Annotated in this window: 19 protein-coding genes; 1 reads left to right on the forward strand and 18 read right to left on the reverse strand. The window is 57.7% G+C overall.

The window, feature by feature from the left end:
• Nucleotides 1-190 precede the first annotated feature (190 nt).
• Nucleotides 191-886 (forward strand): hypothetical protein, encoded by a 696-nt coding sequence (locus tag AB8B75_RS19670; protein WP_405364529.1) that lies wholly within the window; start codon nucleotides 191-193, stop codon nucleotides 884-886.
• Between the two features lie 40 nt (nucleotides 887-926).
• On the opposite strand, the gene AB8B75_RS19675 is transcribed toward AB8B75_RS19670, so the two are convergent.
• The 18 genes from AB8B75_RS19675 to AB8B75_RS19760 all read right to left on the reverse strand — a co-directional run bounded on the left by AB8B75_RS19675 (nucleotide 927) and on the right by AB8B75_RS19760 (nucleotide 17,138).
• Nucleotides 927-1,802, reverse strand: coding sequence for an S-methyl-5'-thioadenosine phosphorylase (locus AB8B75_RS19675; protein WP_405364531.1), 876 nt, complete (start codon nucleotides 1,800-1,802; stop codon nucleotides 927-929).
• A 426-nt stretch (nucleotides 1,803-2,228) separates the two neighbouring features.
• Nucleotides 2,229-3,617 carry a dihydrolipoyl dehydrogenase gene (lpdA, locus tag AB8B75_RS19680; protein ID WP_405364533.1) on the reverse strand — a complete coding sequence of 463 codons (1,389 nt, stop codon included), beginning with the start codon at nucleotides 3,615-3,617 and terminating at the stop codon, nucleotides 2,229-2,231.
• A 120-nt stretch (nucleotides 3,618-3,737) separates the two neighbouring features.
• Nucleotides 3,738-4,148, reverse strand: coding sequence for an MAPEG family protein (locus AB8B75_RS19685; protein ID WP_405364535.1), 411 nt, complete (start codon nucleotides 4,146-4,148; stop codon nucleotides 3,738-3,740).
• Complete coding sequence (locus AB8B75_RS19690) at nucleotides 4,145-4,420, reverse strand: hypothetical protein (protein ID WP_405364537.1); 276 nt, start codon at nucleotides 4,418-4,420, stop codon at nucleotides 4,145-4,147. Before AB8B75_RS19690 ends, AB8B75_RS19685 begins: the two co-directional genes overlap by 4 nt.
• Before the next feature lie 10 nt (nucleotides 4,421-4,430).
• Entirely contained in the window at nucleotides 4,431-4,814 is a 384-nt protein-coding gene (locus tag AB8B75_RS19695) for an MAPEG family protein (RefSeq protein WP_405364539.1), read from the reverse strand.
• A gap of 24 nt (nucleotides 4,815-4,838) precedes the next feature.
• Nucleotides 4,839-5,417: a hypothetical protein gene (locus tag AB8B75_RS19700; protein WP_405364540.1), complete on the reverse strand. Its 579-nt coding sequence runs from the start codon at nucleotides 5,415-5,417 to the stop codon at nucleotides 4,839-4,841.
• Between the two features lie 230 nt (nucleotides 5,418-5,647).
• Nucleotides 5,648-6,082, reverse strand: coding sequence for a hypothetical protein (locus tag AB8B75_RS19705; protein WP_405364542.1), 435 nt, complete (start codon nucleotides 6,080-6,082; stop codon nucleotides 5,648-5,650).
• 125 nt (nucleotides 6,083-6,207) lie between these two features.
• Entirely contained in the window at nucleotides 6,208-7,716 is a 1,509-nt protein-coding gene (odhB, locus tag AB8B75_RS19710; protein WP_405364544.1) for a 2-oxoglutarate dehydrogenase complex dihydrolipoyllysine-residue succinyltransferase, read from the reverse strand.
• A 19-nt stretch (nucleotides 7,717-7,735) separates the two neighbouring features.
• Entirely contained in the window at nucleotides 7,736-10,693 is a 2,958-nt protein-coding gene (locus tag AB8B75_RS19715) for a 2-oxoglutarate dehydrogenase E1 component (protein WP_405364546.1), read from the reverse strand.
• Nucleotides 10,690-11,202, reverse strand: a complete 513-nt coding sequence (locus AB8B75_RS19720; RefSeq protein WP_405364548.1) for a DUF805 domain-containing protein — start codon at nucleotides 11,200-11,202, stop codon at nucleotides 10,690-10,692. Before AB8B75_RS19720 ends, AB8B75_RS19715 begins: the two co-directional genes overlap by 4 nt.
• Before the next feature lie 193 nt (nucleotides 11,203-11,395).
• The gene (gene sucD, locus AB8B75_RS19725; RefSeq protein WP_405364550.1) at nucleotides 11,396-12,283 is read right to left on the reverse strand and encodes a succinate--CoA ligase subunit alpha; all 888 of its coding nucleotides are present in this window, start codon (nucleotides 12,281-12,283) and stop codon (nucleotides 11,396-11,398) included.
• Between the two features lie 18 nt (nucleotides 12,284-12,301).
• Nucleotides 12,302-12,745 carry a hypothetical protein gene (locus AB8B75_RS19730; protein ID WP_405364552.1) on the reverse strand — a complete coding sequence of 148 codons (444 nt, stop codon included), beginning with the start codon at nucleotides 12,743-12,745 and terminating at the stop codon, nucleotides 12,302-12,304.
• Nucleotides 12,742-13,539: a class I SAM-dependent methyltransferase gene (locus AB8B75_RS19735; RefSeq protein ID WP_405364554.1), complete on the reverse strand. Its 798-nt coding sequence runs from the start codon at nucleotides 13,537-13,539 to the stop codon at nucleotides 12,742-12,744. The genes AB8B75_RS19730 and AB8B75_RS19735 overlap by 4 nt, the downstream gene beginning before the upstream one ends.
• 1 nt (nucleotide 13,540) lies before the next feature.
• On the reverse strand, nucleotides 13,541-13,993 hold the full coding sequence (locus tag AB8B75_RS19740; RefSeq protein ID WP_405364556.1) for a hypothetical protein: 453 nt from the start codon (nucleotides 13,991-13,993) through the stop codon (nucleotides 13,541-13,543).
• A gap of 26 nt (nucleotides 13,994-14,019) precedes the next feature.
• Nucleotides 14,020-14,544: a hypothetical protein gene (locus tag AB8B75_RS19745; protein ID WP_405364558.1), complete on the reverse strand. Its 525-nt coding sequence runs from the start codon at nucleotides 14,542-14,544 to the stop codon at nucleotides 14,020-14,022.
• A gap of 44 nt (nucleotides 14,545-14,588) precedes the next feature.
• A complete protein-coding gene (locus AB8B75_RS19750; protein WP_405364560.1) occupies nucleotides 14,589-15,149 on the reverse strand; it encodes a hypothetical protein in 561 nt (186 codons plus the stop codon).
• Between the two features lie 3 nt (nucleotides 15,150-15,152).
• Nucleotides 15,153-16,346, reverse strand: a complete 1,194-nt coding sequence (gene sucC, locus AB8B75_RS19755; protein ID WP_405364562.1) for an ADP-forming succinate--CoA ligase subunit beta — start codon at nucleotides 16,344-16,346, stop codon at nucleotides 15,153-15,155.
• A 201-nt stretch (nucleotides 16,347-16,547) separates the two neighbouring features.
• Nucleotides 16,548-17,138, reverse strand: coding sequence for a TetR/AcrR family transcriptional regulator (locus AB8B75_RS19760; RefSeq protein WP_405364564.1), 591 nt, complete (start codon nucleotides 17,136-17,138; stop codon nucleotides 16,548-16,550).
• Between the last annotated feature and the right edge of the window lie 61 nt (nucleotides 17,139-17,199).

A 17,199-nucleotide genomic window follows, 5' to 3' on the forward strand; every position in this document is an offset into this window, starting at 1 on the left:
GACGTTTTCCCGTTTATGTGGAATCATCTCCATACTGCTAAACTTTTATTCAACTTGGAGATTTTATCATGCGCGCCATCGTTGCTCTGGCACTAGCCGCCTTTTTCGTTTCATCTGTTGCCGCTTATGCAGCCTGCCCAGAAGGTTACTACAATTGCGGTAGTAACCTTTGCTGCCCTCAGTGACCGCCATGGAAACTGAAGCAAAGCCAAAAAAATCTCGTAAGTTCGATTTTAAATTCTGGACCATTGCAGGAATGGTGGCCGCGGTACTGGCATTCAATGTTGCCGAAACCCTGGTCCTCGACGCGGATGAGGACGACATTGGCTACGCCCGTTTGATTGTTCCAGCAAATCGTATCAGCGATCCGAACCCCGGGGACGTCTATGTTTTCAATCATGAGAACAACGACTTCGTGGAAAGCCGGATTTGTTCGCTGCAGGTGTTCAAGGGTGCTTTTGTTCCGGTCGAAGCCAAGCTTTCTGCATCCAATGTGTGGGGCACAGGCGTCAACAAGACCATGGCTTCCATGGGCGACTGGGTTGGCGAAAAAATTACGGGTTTCGCAACCGTAGAATCGCCGAAACGCGAGTGGACCTATTCCAAAACCCACCGCCCAGCTGTGGATGCGCCGATGGACCCGGCGTGCCTGCAAACGGTCGTCGCCATTGCCGCAAATGTCACGCTGACGCCTTTTGTGGTCGACTCGATTTACGAGGTACGCGATGCGGACAGCGAGTCAAAGTGGGTGCGTTTTGCCAACCCGCTTATGATTGATCCGGAAACTTGCTCCGAGTGCCCGCAGCCCAAAACACTGCGCGACATTGTTCAGGCAGATGCCTTCACCCGGATGAAGGTCGACTGGAATATCGTCAAGATAAACTGATACTTGGCAATATAGATGTTTGGCGTAGGCAGCATGCTCCCTACGCCAAAATGCGTTTTGCAACCGCGTCAAGTTTCGCCACGACTTGTGGGTCCCGGACTTCCGGTGCCGTGAGAACCGCATGTTCCAAGGCACGGTCACAGCCATGCGGGCAGGTTTTTCTTTCTGTGCCCAGCAGCGCCGGCATCCGGCGCACCAATGCCCGTCCCTTGTCGGCATTGCCCATCAGCGTTGCGATGATTTGCGTCACGTCTACTTCGCCATGATCTGGGTGCCAGCTGTCGTAGTCGGTGATCATGGCGACCGATGCATAGCAGAGCTCAGCTTCGCGGGCGAGTTTGGCCTCCGGCATATTGGTCATGCCGATCACGTCAGCGCCCCAGCTTTCACGATACATTTTCGATTCCGCCAGCGTCGAAAACTGCGGGCCCTCCATGGCCAGATAGGTGCCACCCTTGTGGACGGTGATACCGGCGTCCATGGCGGCGGTGTGGCAAGCATCCGTCAGGCGCGGGCAGGTTGGATGGGCCACCGAGACATGCGCGACGCAACCCGTTCCGAAGAACGATTTTTCGCGTGCAAAAGTGCGGTCAATGAACTGATCCACAAGGACAAAATTACCGGGCGCCATCTCTTCGCGAAACGAGCCACAGGCCGAAACAGAGATCACATCGGTGCACCCAATCCGCTTTAGTGCGTCTATATTGGCGCGGTAGGGTACCGTCGTCGGGCTGTGAATATGACCCCGTCCATGGCGGGGCAGAAAGGCCATATCCACGCCATCCAATGTGCCGGTCAAAAGCGCATCTGATGGCGCTCCCCAGGGCGTTTCCACCTGCGTCCAAGCGGCGTTTTCCAAGCCGTCGATGTCATAGATGCCGGAGCCGCCGATCACGGCGATCTTTGTTTTTGTCATGTCAAATCAGGCTCCGAAATGTGTTTCGTCAGGCGGATCGTGGCGGGCTTTTTGAGGGAAATCAACCGTATGACTCGCGTGCGCAACCTGTGCACAGATTGTGCACCGCTTTTGTGCCTTTTCTGTAGGATGCCATTGCTGGCCATCCCAGGATCAAACCTTGCGAAAAGTGACCGGGATGCGATGGATTGGGTTCTGCCCTCTGGAAGTTGCGGCAAAGCAGCGCGCGCGCCGCTTTAATCAGGTGCGATCGCTGCACACAGACAATGGCTGAAGCACCTCCGCCGTGAACTCCGACAGACACAGCGTATCAGTTCAAGAAAAATCCCAACTGTCAGATCCAATCCGGCGCGCACTCATCCCTAGAAGTGCCCCACTAAAACTTGTGCGCGCAGCGCTGTTGGATAAGCTGCGGGCGATCCTTCTTTACATATGGATGGGGCCGTCTCCGCAGGCCAGTGCGGCCTCGCGCACGGCTTCCGAATAAGTTGGATGCGCATGGCAGGTCATGGCCAGGTCTTCTGCTGACGCGCCGAATTCCATTGCGACACATATCTCGTGGATCAGGTCGCCCGCGGCCGGGCCGATGATATGCGCGCCCAAAATGCGGTCGGTGGCTTTGTCGGCGAGGATTTTGACAAATCCATCTCCCGCGAAATTCGCTTTGGCGCGGCCGTTGCCCATGAAGCTGAATTTGCCAACCTTATAGGCGCGGCCCTCGTTTTTGAGATCCTCCTCGGTTGCGCCGACATTGGCGACCTCGGGGTGCGTATAAATAACGCCTGGAATAACCCCATAGTTGACATGGCCGTGCTTGCCCGCGACCTGCTCGGCGGCGGCCATGCCCTCATCCTCTGCCTTATGCGCCAACATCGGGCCTTCAATCACGTCGCCGATGGCATAGATGCCGGGGATGTTGGTCTCCCACTTGTCGTTCACAGCGATCTGACCCCGCTCGGTCATTGCCAGCCCCAGTGCCTCCAGGCCCAGCCCGTCCACATAGGGTTTGCGCCCCGTGGCCAGGAGGACGGTATCAGCGTCAATCATATGTTCGCTTTCATCTTTGCGCAGCTTGTAAGTGACCTTGGCCTTGGTCTTGGTGGCTTCGGTCTTTTGCACCGCGGCCCCCATAACGAAAGAAAGCCCCTGCTTTTTCAAGGTTCTCTGGAAATTTTTCTGGATCTCCGCGTCCATGCCGGGTGTGATGGCATCCAAAAATTCGATCACGGTCACCTCGGAGCCGAGACGCGCATAGACCGACCCCAGTTCCAATCCGATCACACCCGCGCCAATGACCACCATTTTCTTGGGGATCTTACCCAATTCCAACGCGCCGGTGGAGGTCACCACGACCTTTTCGTCCACCTCCACACCGGGCAGGGAGGCAGGTTCAGAGCCGGATGCGATGATGATATTCTTGGCCTCATGCACATCGTCACCGACCATGACCTTGCCGGCCGCAGGAATGACGCCCCAGCCTTTGAGCCAGTCTATCTTGTTCTTTTTGAACAGAAACTCGATGCCCTTGGTGTTTTGCTCGATGGTCGACTGCTTGTACGACAACATCTGCTTCCAATCGACGGACGGGCTTTTGCCCTTGAGCCCCATGGCGGCGAAATTGTGTTCGGCTTCATGCAGCATATGGCTGGCATGCAGAAGTGCCTTGGAGGGGATACAGCCCACATTCAGGCAGGTGCCGCCCAGCGTTTCACGCCCCTCGACACAGGCCACCTTCAGCCCCAGTTGCGCGCAGCGAATGGCACAGACATAGCCGCCGGGTCCGGAGCCGATGATGATCACGTCGTAGTTTGCCATGGGGTTCTCCTTGGGCGTCGTTCTGTTGTTTTGCGCGTTGCACAATATGTGCACCTTTCGGGCACCCTGTGTACACCGAAATAATGGTTTCGGGTCAGGGTTGTATGCATTCTCACCCGCTCAGACCAAGGCTGCAAGCAGCATTGCAAGGGTGGCGACAAATCCCACAGCCCAGATCATCGACCGCCAGGGTGTCCAGCCGAAGGCATAGGCCGGGATATAGAGCAAACGCGCGCCCAGAAAGGCCCAGGCACAGGCGGTGGTGAAGGGCGTGGATTGCCCAGAAAGGGTGATCACGGTGCAGGCGATGGCAAAGAGGATCAGCGCCTCGAAATGGTTGTTGAGCGCCCGGATCAGCCGCCCCGTGCGCGGCGAGACGAGGTCTTGCAGGGCGCCGCCCAGACGTTTGGGGTCGCGCGGGCTGAGCGTTGTCTTGGCGCCCAGTTCAAGATTGGCAGGGATCGCCATCAGCGCGTATTGCACCACCTGCAAAAGTGCCGCGAGTGTCAGGGCGGTGAGTTCAGATGTCATTGAGCGACCTTTTTTTGTCTGACCCAGAGGAACGACGGATAGGTCCATCCGAGAACCGCATATAGCATGAAAACGGCTCCTGATCGGTGACGCTCAAAGGCCGCGTCGATGCCTTTTGCCGAGATTTCAAAGACAGCGATCAACAGGCAAACCACCCAAAGATGGCACCATGCCGCAACAGGGCGTTTGCGAAAGAACGCAGGCAATCGCGACGCTGGTTTGAAGATCCCCACAGTTTTTTCATCAGGGGTTGGAACGGGCGAATAGCTCATCGCAAACCGATCACAGCGCCAACAGGTAGAGCGCGATGGTGGCAAAAATGCCGATCGTCCAGGCCAGGCTGCGGACGCCGGTGATGCCAAATGCATAGGCGGGCAGGTAAATCACCCGCGCGACCAGAAAGGCCTGTGCGGCCAGCAGGCTTTGGTTGGATGTGCTTTCGGTTGCCACGAGCAGCAGGACAGCGGGTGCAAAGAGCACCATGGCCGTCACCGAGTTGTTCAGCGCGCGTTCCAGGCGAGCGGTGATGCCGGTGATGCTGTGGGTTTCATCGCGGCTGCCCAGCAGATAGCCGAGGCCAAGTTGGGTCATGGTGCCGGTTGCCTGGAGGATCAGGGTCAGGATGACGAGCAATCCGTAGAGAGCAAGAAGGGTGACTTCGGTCATGAAATGCTCCTTTGAAACGAGGGATTAGGGGGGCGTGGTGCTGGCGGATTTGTGTTTTTGCATGCTGATGAGGAGGCGGATGTCGCGCACGGCCATCTCCCGCGAGTAGTGGAAGAAGAGCAGGCTGATCGCAATACCAGGCAGTTGATAAAGCGCGCCGCCATAGGCGCCAAGCCAGGTCAGCACGATCATTTTCGCGATCCAGGACAGCATGGTGATGGTGAAGAGCCCGCAGAAGAATTCGACCTTGTTGTCGGTCTTGCGCAGTACTTCGCGGACGAAGCCGGTATCGTCATCGCGCGCAGCGATCAGCATTTGCAAGCGCCGCGCCTTTTGTTTTTTGGTCACGTAAACCGGGGCGATTGTGGTGATGAGTTCGCCGACCGCATAAGCTGCGAAAACCGAGAGAAAGAGGATGATGCCCGCGGCCACATTGGGCAGCGGATCGACGACATCCTGCGCCCAGCCGGTGATTGAAAAGCTGTCGCGGTTGTTAAGGTCGCCCGCAACCTCGATGCCCGCGTAGATCCCGATGAACCCGATGGAGATGACCGAGAATACCCGGGGCCATTCCTTTGGGATTGAATCGAGAAGCTGGGACATTTGGCTTTTCGCTGGGATAGATGGGGCTGTTATTCAGGAGTTTGCACGACCTGCGGCGTTATGGCTAGGAAACAATCACGCGGGAGGCGTCATGTGACTCAAATGATGCGGGCTACGCAAATTCTCGGGAGTGACAAGAATAGGTCACAAGAGTTAGGAGGCGATTGAGGGTGAGGATTTGGAATTCGGTTATGGTTTGTCTCTTTGGGTTTCTTTTCAGCGTTGTGAGGTCAAGCGATGCTGCGCCGGGAGCTTTTGCGGTTCATTAATGCGTCTGTCTTCTGGTGTAGTTTTTCTCTTAATTCTCTACTGCGCCCCTCTGCCGAACTTGGAGCTAGAACAATTGGAACCGAAAATTTGACCCTGCTTATTTCTTCGTTTGATCGTAGATGACCTCCGCGGGCGCCGGCTTCGATAGATAGAATTTTTAGGCCAGCTTTACCTCCGCCCGAGGTCTCATTTGTCGCAGTGACCGCCACATCGAATTCTACCAATTCGACACGGCGGCACGTGTGGTCAGTACTGCCTTCTTCGAACAAGTCGCGTTCACTGTTGGAAACAGGGGGATTGATCAGGATACCCCCTTCGTCGTATTCCGCCTGTAATTCCACAGTAGCGTCGACAATGCCGCTAATCGTTTCTTTTATAAAGTCTTTTAGGTCCATGCAGTGCTCGCAATTCGATAATTCTAATCTGGTAGCACTGGGCAGCAACCGGCTCTCCCCGCAGGAGGATGCTTTGCACCCGCTGAGGGTCAGGCGCTGCCCTATGTTGTTTTCGAGACAACGGACTAAAGGTCCATCAGCAACCGGCGTGGATCTTCCAGTGCTTCCTTGATGCGCACAAGGAATGTCACGGCGCCTTTGCCGTCGACGATCCGGTGGTCATAGCTGAGTGCGAGATACATCATCGGGCGGATCACCACCTGGCCGCCAATGGCCATGGGGCGGTCCTGGATCTTGTGCATGCCGAGGATGCCCGATTGCGGCGGGTTCAGGATCGGCGAGGACATCAGTGAACCGTAGACGCCACCGTTGGATATGGTGAAGGTGCCGCCCTGCATTTCGGCCATGGAGAGCTTGCCATCCCGCGCGCGTGCGCCTTTTTCGGCGATGGCCTTTTCGATCGCGGCAAAGGACATGGCGTCCGCATCGCGGATGACGGGCACCACGAGACCGGTTGGGGTGCCGGCGGCGATGCCCATATGCACGAAGTTCTTGTAGACGATGTCGGTGCCGTCGATCTCGGCATTGACCTCGGGCACCTCGCGCAGCGCATGGCAGCAGGCTTTGGTGAAAAAGGACATGAAGCCCAGTTTAACGCCGTGCTTTTTCAGGAACAGGTCTTTGTATTCGGAGCGCAGGGCCATCACCTCGGTCATGTCCACCTCGTTGTAGGTGGTCAGCATGGCGGCGGTGTTCTGGCTGTCCTTGAGGCGCCTGGCGATGGTCTGACGCAGGCGTGTCATCTTCACACGCTCTTCGCGGTTGGCGTCATCGGCCGCCACTGGCGCGCGTGCGGCGGCAGGGGCGGCGGCGGGGGCAGGCGCGGCTGCGGCGGCTGCGATGGCGCTGGCCACATCCTCTTTCATGGCACGCCCGTCGCGTCCTGTACCGGTGACCTGATCGCGGCTAATCCCGGCCTCTGCCATGGCCTTTTTGGCAGAGGGGGCGTCCTCGACATCTGCGCCGCTGCTGGTGGCCGCAGCGGGAGCGGTGGCAGGCGCTGCGGGTGCAGCGGCCGGTGCGACAGCGCCCGCGCCCTGGGTCATGATGGCGAGCTTGCCGTTGGCTTCGACGGTGGCCCCTTCAGGTGCTAGGATCTCGGTGAGGGTCCCGGCGGCGGGGGCGGGCACCTCGACGCTGACCTTGTCGGTTTCCAATTCGCAGAGCATCTCATCCTGCGCCACGCTGTCGCCAACCGCCTTGAACCATGTGCTGACGGTGGCCTCGGTGACGCTTTCGCCCAAGGTGGGCACCATGACATCGACCGCGCCGCCACTGGCTGCGGGCGCCGCAGCCGCAGCCTTGGGAGCCGCCGCCGCAGGGGCTGCCGCAGCGCCACCCTCGGCAATATTGGCCAACAGCGCGTCGACGCCAACGGTGTCACCCTCAGCCGCAACGATGTCATTCAAAGTGCCAGCCACCGGGCTGGGGACCTCGACGGTTACCTTGTCGGTTTCCAGCTCGCAGAGCATTTCATCGAGGGCAACCGCATCGCCGGGTTTTTTGAACCAGGTGGCGACGGTGGCTTCGGTCACGGATTCGCCCAGGGTTGGGACGCGAACTTCAGTGGTCATTTCAGGTTTCCTTCGCCGATTAATTCTTGACTGTCAGCGCGTCATTCACGAGCGCTGCTTGTTGTGCTTTGTGTTGCGAGGCCAGACCCGTTGCCGGGGAAGCCGAGGTAGCGCGGCCCACATAAATCGGGCGCGGATGTTTGGCCTTGATGCGCCCCAGAACCCATTCGATGTTGGGTTCGATAAAGGTCCAGGCTCCCTGGTTTTTCGGCTCTTCCTGACACCAGACGACCTCGGCCTGTTTGAAACGCTCCAGCTCCTTGACCGCAGATTGCGCTGGGAAGGGGTAGAACTGTTCCACACGGAGGAGGTAGACATCGTCGATGCCACGTGCATCGCGTTCTTCGAGCAGATCGTAATAGACTTTGCCCGAACACATCACGACGCGTTTGATCTTTTTGTCTGCGACCAGTTCGGTGTCGGAATTGCCGTGCTGCGCATCGTCCCACATCAGGCGGTGGAAAGACGAGCCGGTGGTGAATTCTTCGGCTTTGCTGACGGCCAGTTTGTGCCGCAGCAGTGATTTTGGCGTCATCAGGATCAGCGGTTTGCGGAAGGAGCGGTGGATCTGGCGGCGCAGGATGTGGAAATAATTGGCCGGTGTGGTGCAATTGGCGACGATCCAGTTGTCCTGACCACACATCTGCAAAAACCGTTCCAGCCGGGCGGAGGAGTGTTCCGGCCCCTGACCTTCAAACCCATGCGGCAAAAGGCAGACCAGCCCGGACATGCGCAGCCACTTGCTTTCACCAGAGCTGACGAACTGGTCAAACATGATCTGCGCGCCATTGGCAAAATCGCCAAACTGTGCTTCCCAAAGGGTCAGCGCGTTGGGCTCTGCCAGAGAGTAGCCATATTCAAAGCCCAGCACCGCGTATTCCGAAAGCATCGAGTCGATCACTTCGTACTGCGCCTGGCCGGGTTTGATGTTGTTGAGCGGGTAGTAGCGTTCTTCGGTCTGCTGGTTGACGAGGCCGGAGTGGCGCTGACTGAAGGTCCCACGCGTGCTGTCCTGACCGGCCAGACGTACCGGGAAACCCTCTGTCAGCAGCGACCCGAAGGCCAGGGCTTCGGCTGTCGCCCAGTCGATGCCTTCGCCCTTGTCAAACATGGCTTTTTTGGTTTCGAGCAGACGCCCGACGGTTTTGTGCAGGGGGAAACTTTCCGGGGCTTTCGACAGGGCCGCGCCCACTTCGGCAAAGGTCTTCTTGGCAATCGCGGTCTTGCCGCGCTGGTATTTCGCCTCTTGTTTGTCCAGATGCGACCACTTGCCGTCCAGCCAGTCGGCCTTGTTGGGGCGGTATTCCTTGCCTGCCTCGAACTCCTCGCTCAGATGCGCCTGAAAAGCGGCCTTCATATCCTCGATCTCGCCTTCGGGGATCAGGCCGTCACGCACCAGCCGCTCGGTATATAGGCTCAGCGTGGTCTTTTGACCTTTGATCTTCTTGTACATCACCGGGTTGGTGAACATCGGTTCGTCACCCTCGTTATGGCCAAATCGCCGGTAGCAGAAGATGTCAATCACAACGTCTTTGCGGAACTTCTGGCGGAATTCCGTGGCCACTCTGGCGGCATGGACCACAGCCTCGGGGTCATCGCCGTTGACGTGGAAAATGGGCGCCTCTACGACCAATGCGTTGTCGGTGGGATAGGGCGAAGAGCGCGAAAAATGCGGTGCGGTGGTAAACCCGATCTGGTTGTTGACCACAATGTGCATGGTGCCGCCCGCCTTGTGGCCGCGCAATCCCGAGAGTGCAAAACACTCCGCCACGACGCCCTGTCCAGCGAAGGCCGCATCGCCATGCAGCAGAATCGGCATGGCGGTGGTGCGTTCGGAATCGTTGTTCTGGTCCTGTTTGGCACGGACCTTGCCAATAACCACGGGATTGACCGCCTCCAGGTGGCTGGGGTTTGCCGTAAGGCTGAGGTGTACCGAATTGCCGTCAAATTCGCGATCAGACGAAGCGCCGAGGTGGTATTTCACATCGCCCGAACCGTCGACGTCTTCGGGTTTGAATGAGCCGCCCTGGAATTCGTTGAAGATCGCCTTGTAAGGCTTCATCATCACATTGGCGAGCACGCTCAGCCGCCCGCGGTGTGGCATGCCGATCACGATGTCGCGCAGCCCCAATGCGCCACCGCGCTTGATGATCTGTTCCATCGCAGGCACCAGACTTTCGCCGCCATCAAGGCCAAAGCGCTTTGTGCCCATGTATTTCACATGCAGGAATTTCTCGAAGCCCTCGACCTCGACCAGTTTGCTCAGGATCGCCTTGCGGCCCTCGCGGCTGAACTGGATTTCCTTGCCGAACCCTTCGATACGCTCTTTCAACCAGCCCGCCTCTTCGGGGTTGGAGATGTGCATGTATTGCAAGGCAAAAGTACCGCAGTAGGTACGTTTCACGATAGAGATGATTTCGCGCATCGAGGCGGTTTCCAGCCCCAGCACCTTGTCGATGAAAATGGGTCGGTCCATATCCGCTTCGGTAAACCCATAGGACTTCGGATCCAGTTCCGGGTGCGGGGTCATCTCGCGCATGCCCAGCGGATCCAGATCTGCCACCAGGTGGCCCCGGATGCGGTAGGCCCGGATGATCATCAGCGCGCGGATGCTGTCCAGTACGGCGCGCTTGATCTGATCGTCGGAGACCTCGACGCCTTTCTCCACCGCCTTGGCCTTGATCTTGTTACTAGCCCCTTTGATCTCGGCCTCGGGCGCCCATTCGCCGGTCAGTGCCTGGGTCATCTCATCGTCAGGCTGCGGCGGCCAGTCGGAGCGCGCCCAGGAGGGGCCTTCAGCTTCGCGTTTGACCGAAACCTCATCATCGCCCATCGCTTTGAAAAACGCCTGCCATGCGTCGTCAACGGCATGAGGATCATTGGCATAGCGCGCATACATCTGTTCGAGATATTCGGCGTTGTGTCCCTGCATGAAGGAAGAAGCGTGAAATTGGTCGTTTTGGGGATGGTCGGTCATGGGGATACCTCATGTGGGTTGGGACCGTAGGCATTGGGGCCTGGTTGAGAAGGGCGTGTGAGCCAATAAAGGACAAGAAAAGGAGATATGATCAAAACGATCATCGATATAGCGAGGATCGCCAGAGTAACACTGTTCAAAGCTTCGAGCGCGCCCTCGGGATTTGTTGCAAGTACATCAAACGCGCCGGTCCAGGCGGCAAATGTGCTGACTCCGAAGATCACCACAAACGGGTAGAATAGGTAAAGCCCGGAGCGGCCCGTATCATGCATCCGCCGCCAGCCTGCTGACAAACCGGGGATAAATGTGGCCAGATTGAAGGCACCCGAAAGCATGGTCGGCCCCGTTGGATCGCCGAAGAATGCATTTATGGAGCTCTCGGCAAAACTGGCCGTAAAACCACCCAAAAGACAGAAAAGCGAAAACCACCAATATTCGGATCGTGACGCGCGGCCCGAGAAGGTGAAAAACTTGCGAAAGCAGGTTTTGACGGCTTCGGTGAAGGTCATTCAGACAATCCTCCACACGGCAGTACGGCTGGGTGGCGCCCAAACTCCGTCACTCGTGCACGTTTAGCCGCGGTCAGAGGCGCACTTCGTGCAGTTGTCGTGCCTATCCGCCCGACAAAAAACCAGAGCTCCGCCAGTTCGCCGCTCGAAAGCGCCACTGGCGCTTTCGCCTCGCTTATGCTCGCATCGCGTCTCACCCCTTCTCGATCGCCTCTTTCACGGCTTCGCCCAGTGTTGCCGGGCTGTCAGCGACGACGATACCTGCCGCGCGCATAGCTTCGATCTTGTCTTCAGCGCCGCCTTTGCCGCCAGCGACGATCGCGCCTGCGTGGCCCATGCGGCGGCCGGGAGGGGCGGTGCGGCCCGCGATGAAGCCTGCGGTGGGCTTCCAACGGCCTTTTTTCTTTTCATCTGCCAAGAACTGTGCCGCGTCTTCCTCGGCGGAGCCGCCGATTTCGCCAATCATGATAATGCTTTGCGTCTCTGGATCGGCCAAAAACATTTCCAAAACGTCAATATGTTCAGTGCCTTTGATCGGGTCGCCACCGATACCGACGGCTGTCGACTGGCCATAGCCCAGATCGGTGGTTTGCTTGACGGCCTCGTAGGTCAAGGTCCCGGAGCGCGAGACCACGCCGCAGGAGCCACGTTTGTGGATGTGGCCGGGCATGATACCGATCTTGCAGGCGTCCGGTGTGATCACACCGGGGCAGTTCGGACCAACCAGCCGGGAACTGGACCCTTCAAGCGCGCGCTGCACTTTCATCATGTCCAAAACGGGGATGCCTTCGGTGATGCCGGCGACCAATTCCATTTCGGCGTCGATGGCTTCAAGGATACTGTCCGCAGCAAAGGGCGGCGGCACATAAATCACGGAGGCGTTTGCATCGGTCACATGTTTGGCCTCGTGCACGGAGTTGAACACCGGCAGATCCAGATGGGTCTGACCACCCTTGCCGGGTGTCACGCCGCCGACCATTTTCGTGCCATAGGCGATGGCCTGTTCGCTGTGGAATGTGCCTTGCGAGCCTGTGAGACCCTGGCAGATGACTTTGGTATTTTCGTCAATGAGTACGGCCATTTTCGTTCCTTGTATGTGTTATCCTGGGTAAGACATTGACACCGAGGCGGTGCCGGGGGCTTGGTAGCGATGATGGGTGCCGATTGCTGCGGCGCGGGCAACCAGCGGTAAATCTGAGTATGTGTGAATAGACTGCCGCGTGGCGTTGTACGTGTGAGGCGCTCGATGCCGCCTGCTCCATTCGCGGCTTGCCCGGCCTGACAATGCGGGTTCGGACAGATCTTTGGTGGTGACCGTGCAGATGGCGTCGGTCAGAAGATCGCTTGCGCGGGTCATGCATCTGGTGCCGAAATCTTCGAGGGAGGGTACGGTGCACACGCAACTTGCAGCATGATGACGGTGTTTCAGACATAGACCCGTGGCCACCCGAAAAGCGATTGCGGTTGCTTTGACCTGAGATTTTTCGACGGCCGTGCGGGCAGGCATCAAAGCCAATGCCAAAAGGAAGAGAAGAGGGGTCATGCACCACTCTCCTTTCGCAGGAGCACAGTGATGTTATCGTCAAAGGGCAGGGCGATTTTGTTGACCAGTTCGGTGGTAAATCCGGCCCGGCGGCAGGTGTCGGTCAAGGTGGCCAATGTGTAGTAGTTGACGTGATCAGGATAGCGGAAACCGCACCACTTTGCGCCCACAACCCGTCGGTTTATGGAGCCGAAATTTGGTACGCGCACGTAGATGGCACCATTGTCCTTCAGCGCGCGATGCGCTCCTTCGAGAACCTGCATCACGTCGGTTTCATGCTCCAGGTAAGAATGCATGACGATGCCGTCGAACTGCCCGGCGTCGAAGGTCCAGATCGCTTGCGCGCCAGCGCCGTGAGCGCAATATCCACCTTGTTTGCGCATATAGCGGTCTGCCCGGCTGTGCAATTTTTTTGACAGCTCAATGCCATAGGGCGTCATCGGGGGCGCGATCCGCGTGCCGTTCCCGCAGCCGACATCGAGCACATGACCGTCCTGAAACCAGAGGCGGTATTTGTCATGTTTGTTGCGATGCGTGAGACCCAGTTTCTGGCGCAGGCTCCGAATACCGGGGCTGAGACCGGTAGAGCCTTTGGAGGTTTCTTTCTTGACTTCGTATGTCTTTTCCCATGCGAAGTCCTCTTCCAGCGCCTCGTAAGTGACCGGATTGGAGAGGTAAGTCATGTCACATTGGGCGCATCGGACGATGTGCCAGTTGTCTGGTGAGTACTGAGTCCAGGGCGTTGTTTCCACAGCATCGCAGCAGGGACAGGAGCGGGGCGTTGTGTCCAACATCCTAATGCACCTCCCAACCGGCGGGCAGGCGATCCACCGACATGAAGGTCCGCGTATTGCGGATGCCTACATGCACCACGGCAACCCGTCCGCGCAACAATGCGCGCCCCTCAATCAGGGCGGTCCCTATTTCAGCGCGATGGGTGTCCGGCAGGTCAATCACAGTCCCGAAGACGGGTGGCGTGGCCATTTGTGTGCGCAAGACTGTGATCGCGGTCTCGGTGTGATCACCGTCGAAGGTAACCTCGCAGCGACGCTCGATGGCTTTGGGCGCGCTGGGCGCGGGCTCCAGCGAGGTATCCCAGAACGTCAGGTCAAACGGAAGGGGGGTACCGGCCTGCGTTTCCATACGGTTGCGTATCTGTGCTTCGGTTTGCCCGGCTTTGAAACACAAGGAATTGAACGCGCGCATGGCCGATTGCGGGGCCGTTTCTGCGACCACTGGCACCGCCATGATGCTGCTTATGAGGGCGGCGCGGATCACGTGGCACCGGGCCGGTAAAGGATCACGGCATAGCGGTACCAGCCAAAGCTCTCGGTCCGCTCGGTTGCAATCAGCGCCGGGGGATCGGTCGGCACGGACCAGGCCTGTTCAATGTTTTCACCCAAGGGTTTCGGGTCAATGGTGCGCGCCCTGGGGTAGGTTTCGGCCACGTAGTTCTGAAACCGCGTGGTTTGGCCGGTGCGCGATTCCGCCTGCACCAGACACATGGAGCGCGAGAGCGCGACGGCCGGACGGACATCATCTATCACATATGCCTTGATGCCGGGCACCTCTTCGGGCAGCGGCACATAGCCTGCGCTGCGCAGATAGGCTTCTGATCCTTCGGCGTCCTGCGGGCCTTCGACGCAGTAACGGTCAAAGGTCCTGACCATCAGCGCCGGGTTGCTTTTGGGCACCAGATTGACACGCCACATGTTGCGCAGCTCCGCCGTGTCCGGTGAGACATTGCCGGTTGAGCAGGCGGCAAGAACCATACCACACGCGGCACATGCAAGCCGCAAGGCTGCGCGTCCCGTATTGGATGTTATGTGTTGCCTGCCTGATATCATTTTAAAACAATCGCTTCCGCTTGCGCGAGCGACATTGGCGGCGTCAAGTAAACATAGTGACTTGAGCTGTCGAACTTGGTGCGCGATTCAAAAATGAGCGCGCTTTTGTTGCGCAGGTGGTAGGCGACATCATTGTTTGGTGCAGGCATCTTTACCCGTGGATTGCCGCCCAAGGATCTCGTGGTTGTTTCCAAAAAAGCGTCCTGAACAGGCTTTCTGTCCTTTGGGCCCAGAAAAACCACACCACATATTGGGGTGTCTTCGTCGAAACGCGCTGTGACTGCCAAGACAGATTTCCGATTGGTGCGGTAGGTTTTTGCACCAAATTCAGACTGCCCGGGAAGGTTCATTCGTTCAAAGCCCTGCGTCTGCGCGAATGTTGCAACCCCGGAAAAATCAGGAAGCGTGCCTATGCACACCTCTTGAAAGGTTTTCGTGGCCAGATCCAATTCAGCTATACTCAAGCTGTCTGTGGCAGTATTGAAACCGTCCGTTGTCGTGCACCCGGCCAAACCCATCAGCGTGCAGGCGACAAAGCGACGAAGCAGGGTTTTCACTGGTTAGCCTTTCACCGCCTTCACGATCTTTTGCGCGCCATCTTTCAGGTCATCGGCGGCGATCACATCAACGTCGGAGTTGTTGATGATGTCCTTGCCTTCCTGCACGTTAGTGCCCTCAAGGCGGACAACCAGTGGCACTTTGAGGCCCACCTCTTTGACGGCAGCCACCACGCCCTCGGCAATCACGTCGCAGCGCATGATTCCGCCGAAGATGTTCACCAGAATGCCTTTGACCTGCGGATCGGAGGTGATGATCTTGAAGGCCTCAGTGACCTTTTCTTTGGTGGCTCCACCGCCCACATCGAGGAAGTTCGCAGGCTCGGCACCGTACAGCTTGATGATGTCCATGGTCGCCATGGCCAGACCCGCACCGTTAACCATGCAGCCAATCTCACCGTCCAGCGCAATGTAGTTGAGGTCATATTTCGAGGCTTCCAGCTCCTTGCTGTCTTCCTCGGTGGTGTCGCGCAACTCGGCGATGTCGGGGTGGCGGTACATCGCGTTGCCATCGAAGCTGACCTTGGCGTCGAGTACCTTGAGATCACCGGCGTCCGTGGTGATCAATGGATTGATCTCCAACATTTCCATGTCTTTTTCCATGAAGGCCTTGTAGAGCAACCCCATCAGAGCCACGCATTGTTTAACCTGCTTACCTTCGAGACCGAGCGCAAAGGCGACGCGACGCCCATGAAAAGCCTGATAGCCGGTCGCCGGGTCAACCGAGAAGCTGAGAATTTTTTCCGGCGTTGCGGCTGCGACCTCTTCGATGTCCATCCCACCCTCGGTAGAGCACACAAAGCTCACGCGACTGGTCTGGCGGTCCACAAGGAGTGCAAGATAAAGTTCGGTCGTGATGCCGGAGCCATCTTCGATGTAGATGCGGTTGACCTGTTTGCCCACGGGGCCGGTCTGATGCGTGACCAGTGTCCGACCCAACATTTTTTTGGCTTCCTCGGCGGCTTCTTCAACAGATTTGGTCAGGCGTACACCGCCTTGTTCACCAGCGTCTGCCTCTTTGAACTTGCCTTTTCCGCGACCGCCGGCATGGATCTGAGCCTTGATCACCCACATCGGGCCATCCAGCGCGCCTGCCGCGGTTTTGGCTTCTTCGGCCCGAAGGACCACCCGACCGTCGGAGACCGGAGCGCCATAGCTGCGCAGCAATGCTTTTGCTTGATATTCGTGGATGTTCATGGAGTAAGGTCCCGTGCTTATGTGGATCGGATCTGGTGGTGATATAAAACGCGTTATTTGTGTGATGGAACCCGTTTTTCCCTGTAATCGACGTTCCGCCACTGATTCGTTGATTTTGTGATCACAGGTTTTCAGGCTGTGATCACAAACATACGAAAGCTAACTATTTTTTAAGATTGCGGGGGAATCGCAATGGGTTACTCAGGTGTCAGAGGTTAACAGTCGTCTTGCGGTATCGACCATGCGCTCTTCATAGTCTTCCTGCGACCATTCCCGGATCAGAACAAGGTTTTCCCAAGTGTTCACAGACAGGATAGTCCATAAGAGATCCGTCGCCGTTTCCGGATCGAGATGGGGTGAGAGATCACCATCATTGTCCAGAGCAAGGACAGCAGCCTCACAGCCTTCGCGCAGATCAACCATCCGTTGCGCCCAGGCCGCAGAAGCTTCCGCGTCCTTGGGTGCCATATCCAACAAAGGTCGCGCGACACAATAAATTTGCGGCAAGTAAGCGCACCACATGGCGACAAAAGCCTCCAGCCGTGCGCGTCCGGTTTTGGCCGTGCGGCTGGCGCGCAGCCGGGCGTCCATGTCCAGTTTGTCGTCCAGCGCTTTGGTGGCGGCAATGAGGACATCCGCGCGGGACTTGAAATGCAGATAGATCGCTTGGCGGCTGACACCGGCTTTCTTGGCCACATCAGACAGACGTACTGCACTTCCTGCACCCGAGCTAAGCAATTGCAGTGCTGCTTGAATGATGCGGTCGCGAGTGAGGGTCGAGTTTTTTGACATTGTGTAAAGAACCATCCTGGTTCCATGAGGTCAATCAATTGTGCATAAAAAACGCCCCTCA

The organism is Roseobacter sp. (assembly GCF_045106495.1).
Classification (GTDB): domain Bacteria; phylum Pseudomonadota; class Alphaproteobacteria; order Rhodobacterales; family Rhodobacteraceae; genus Roseobacter.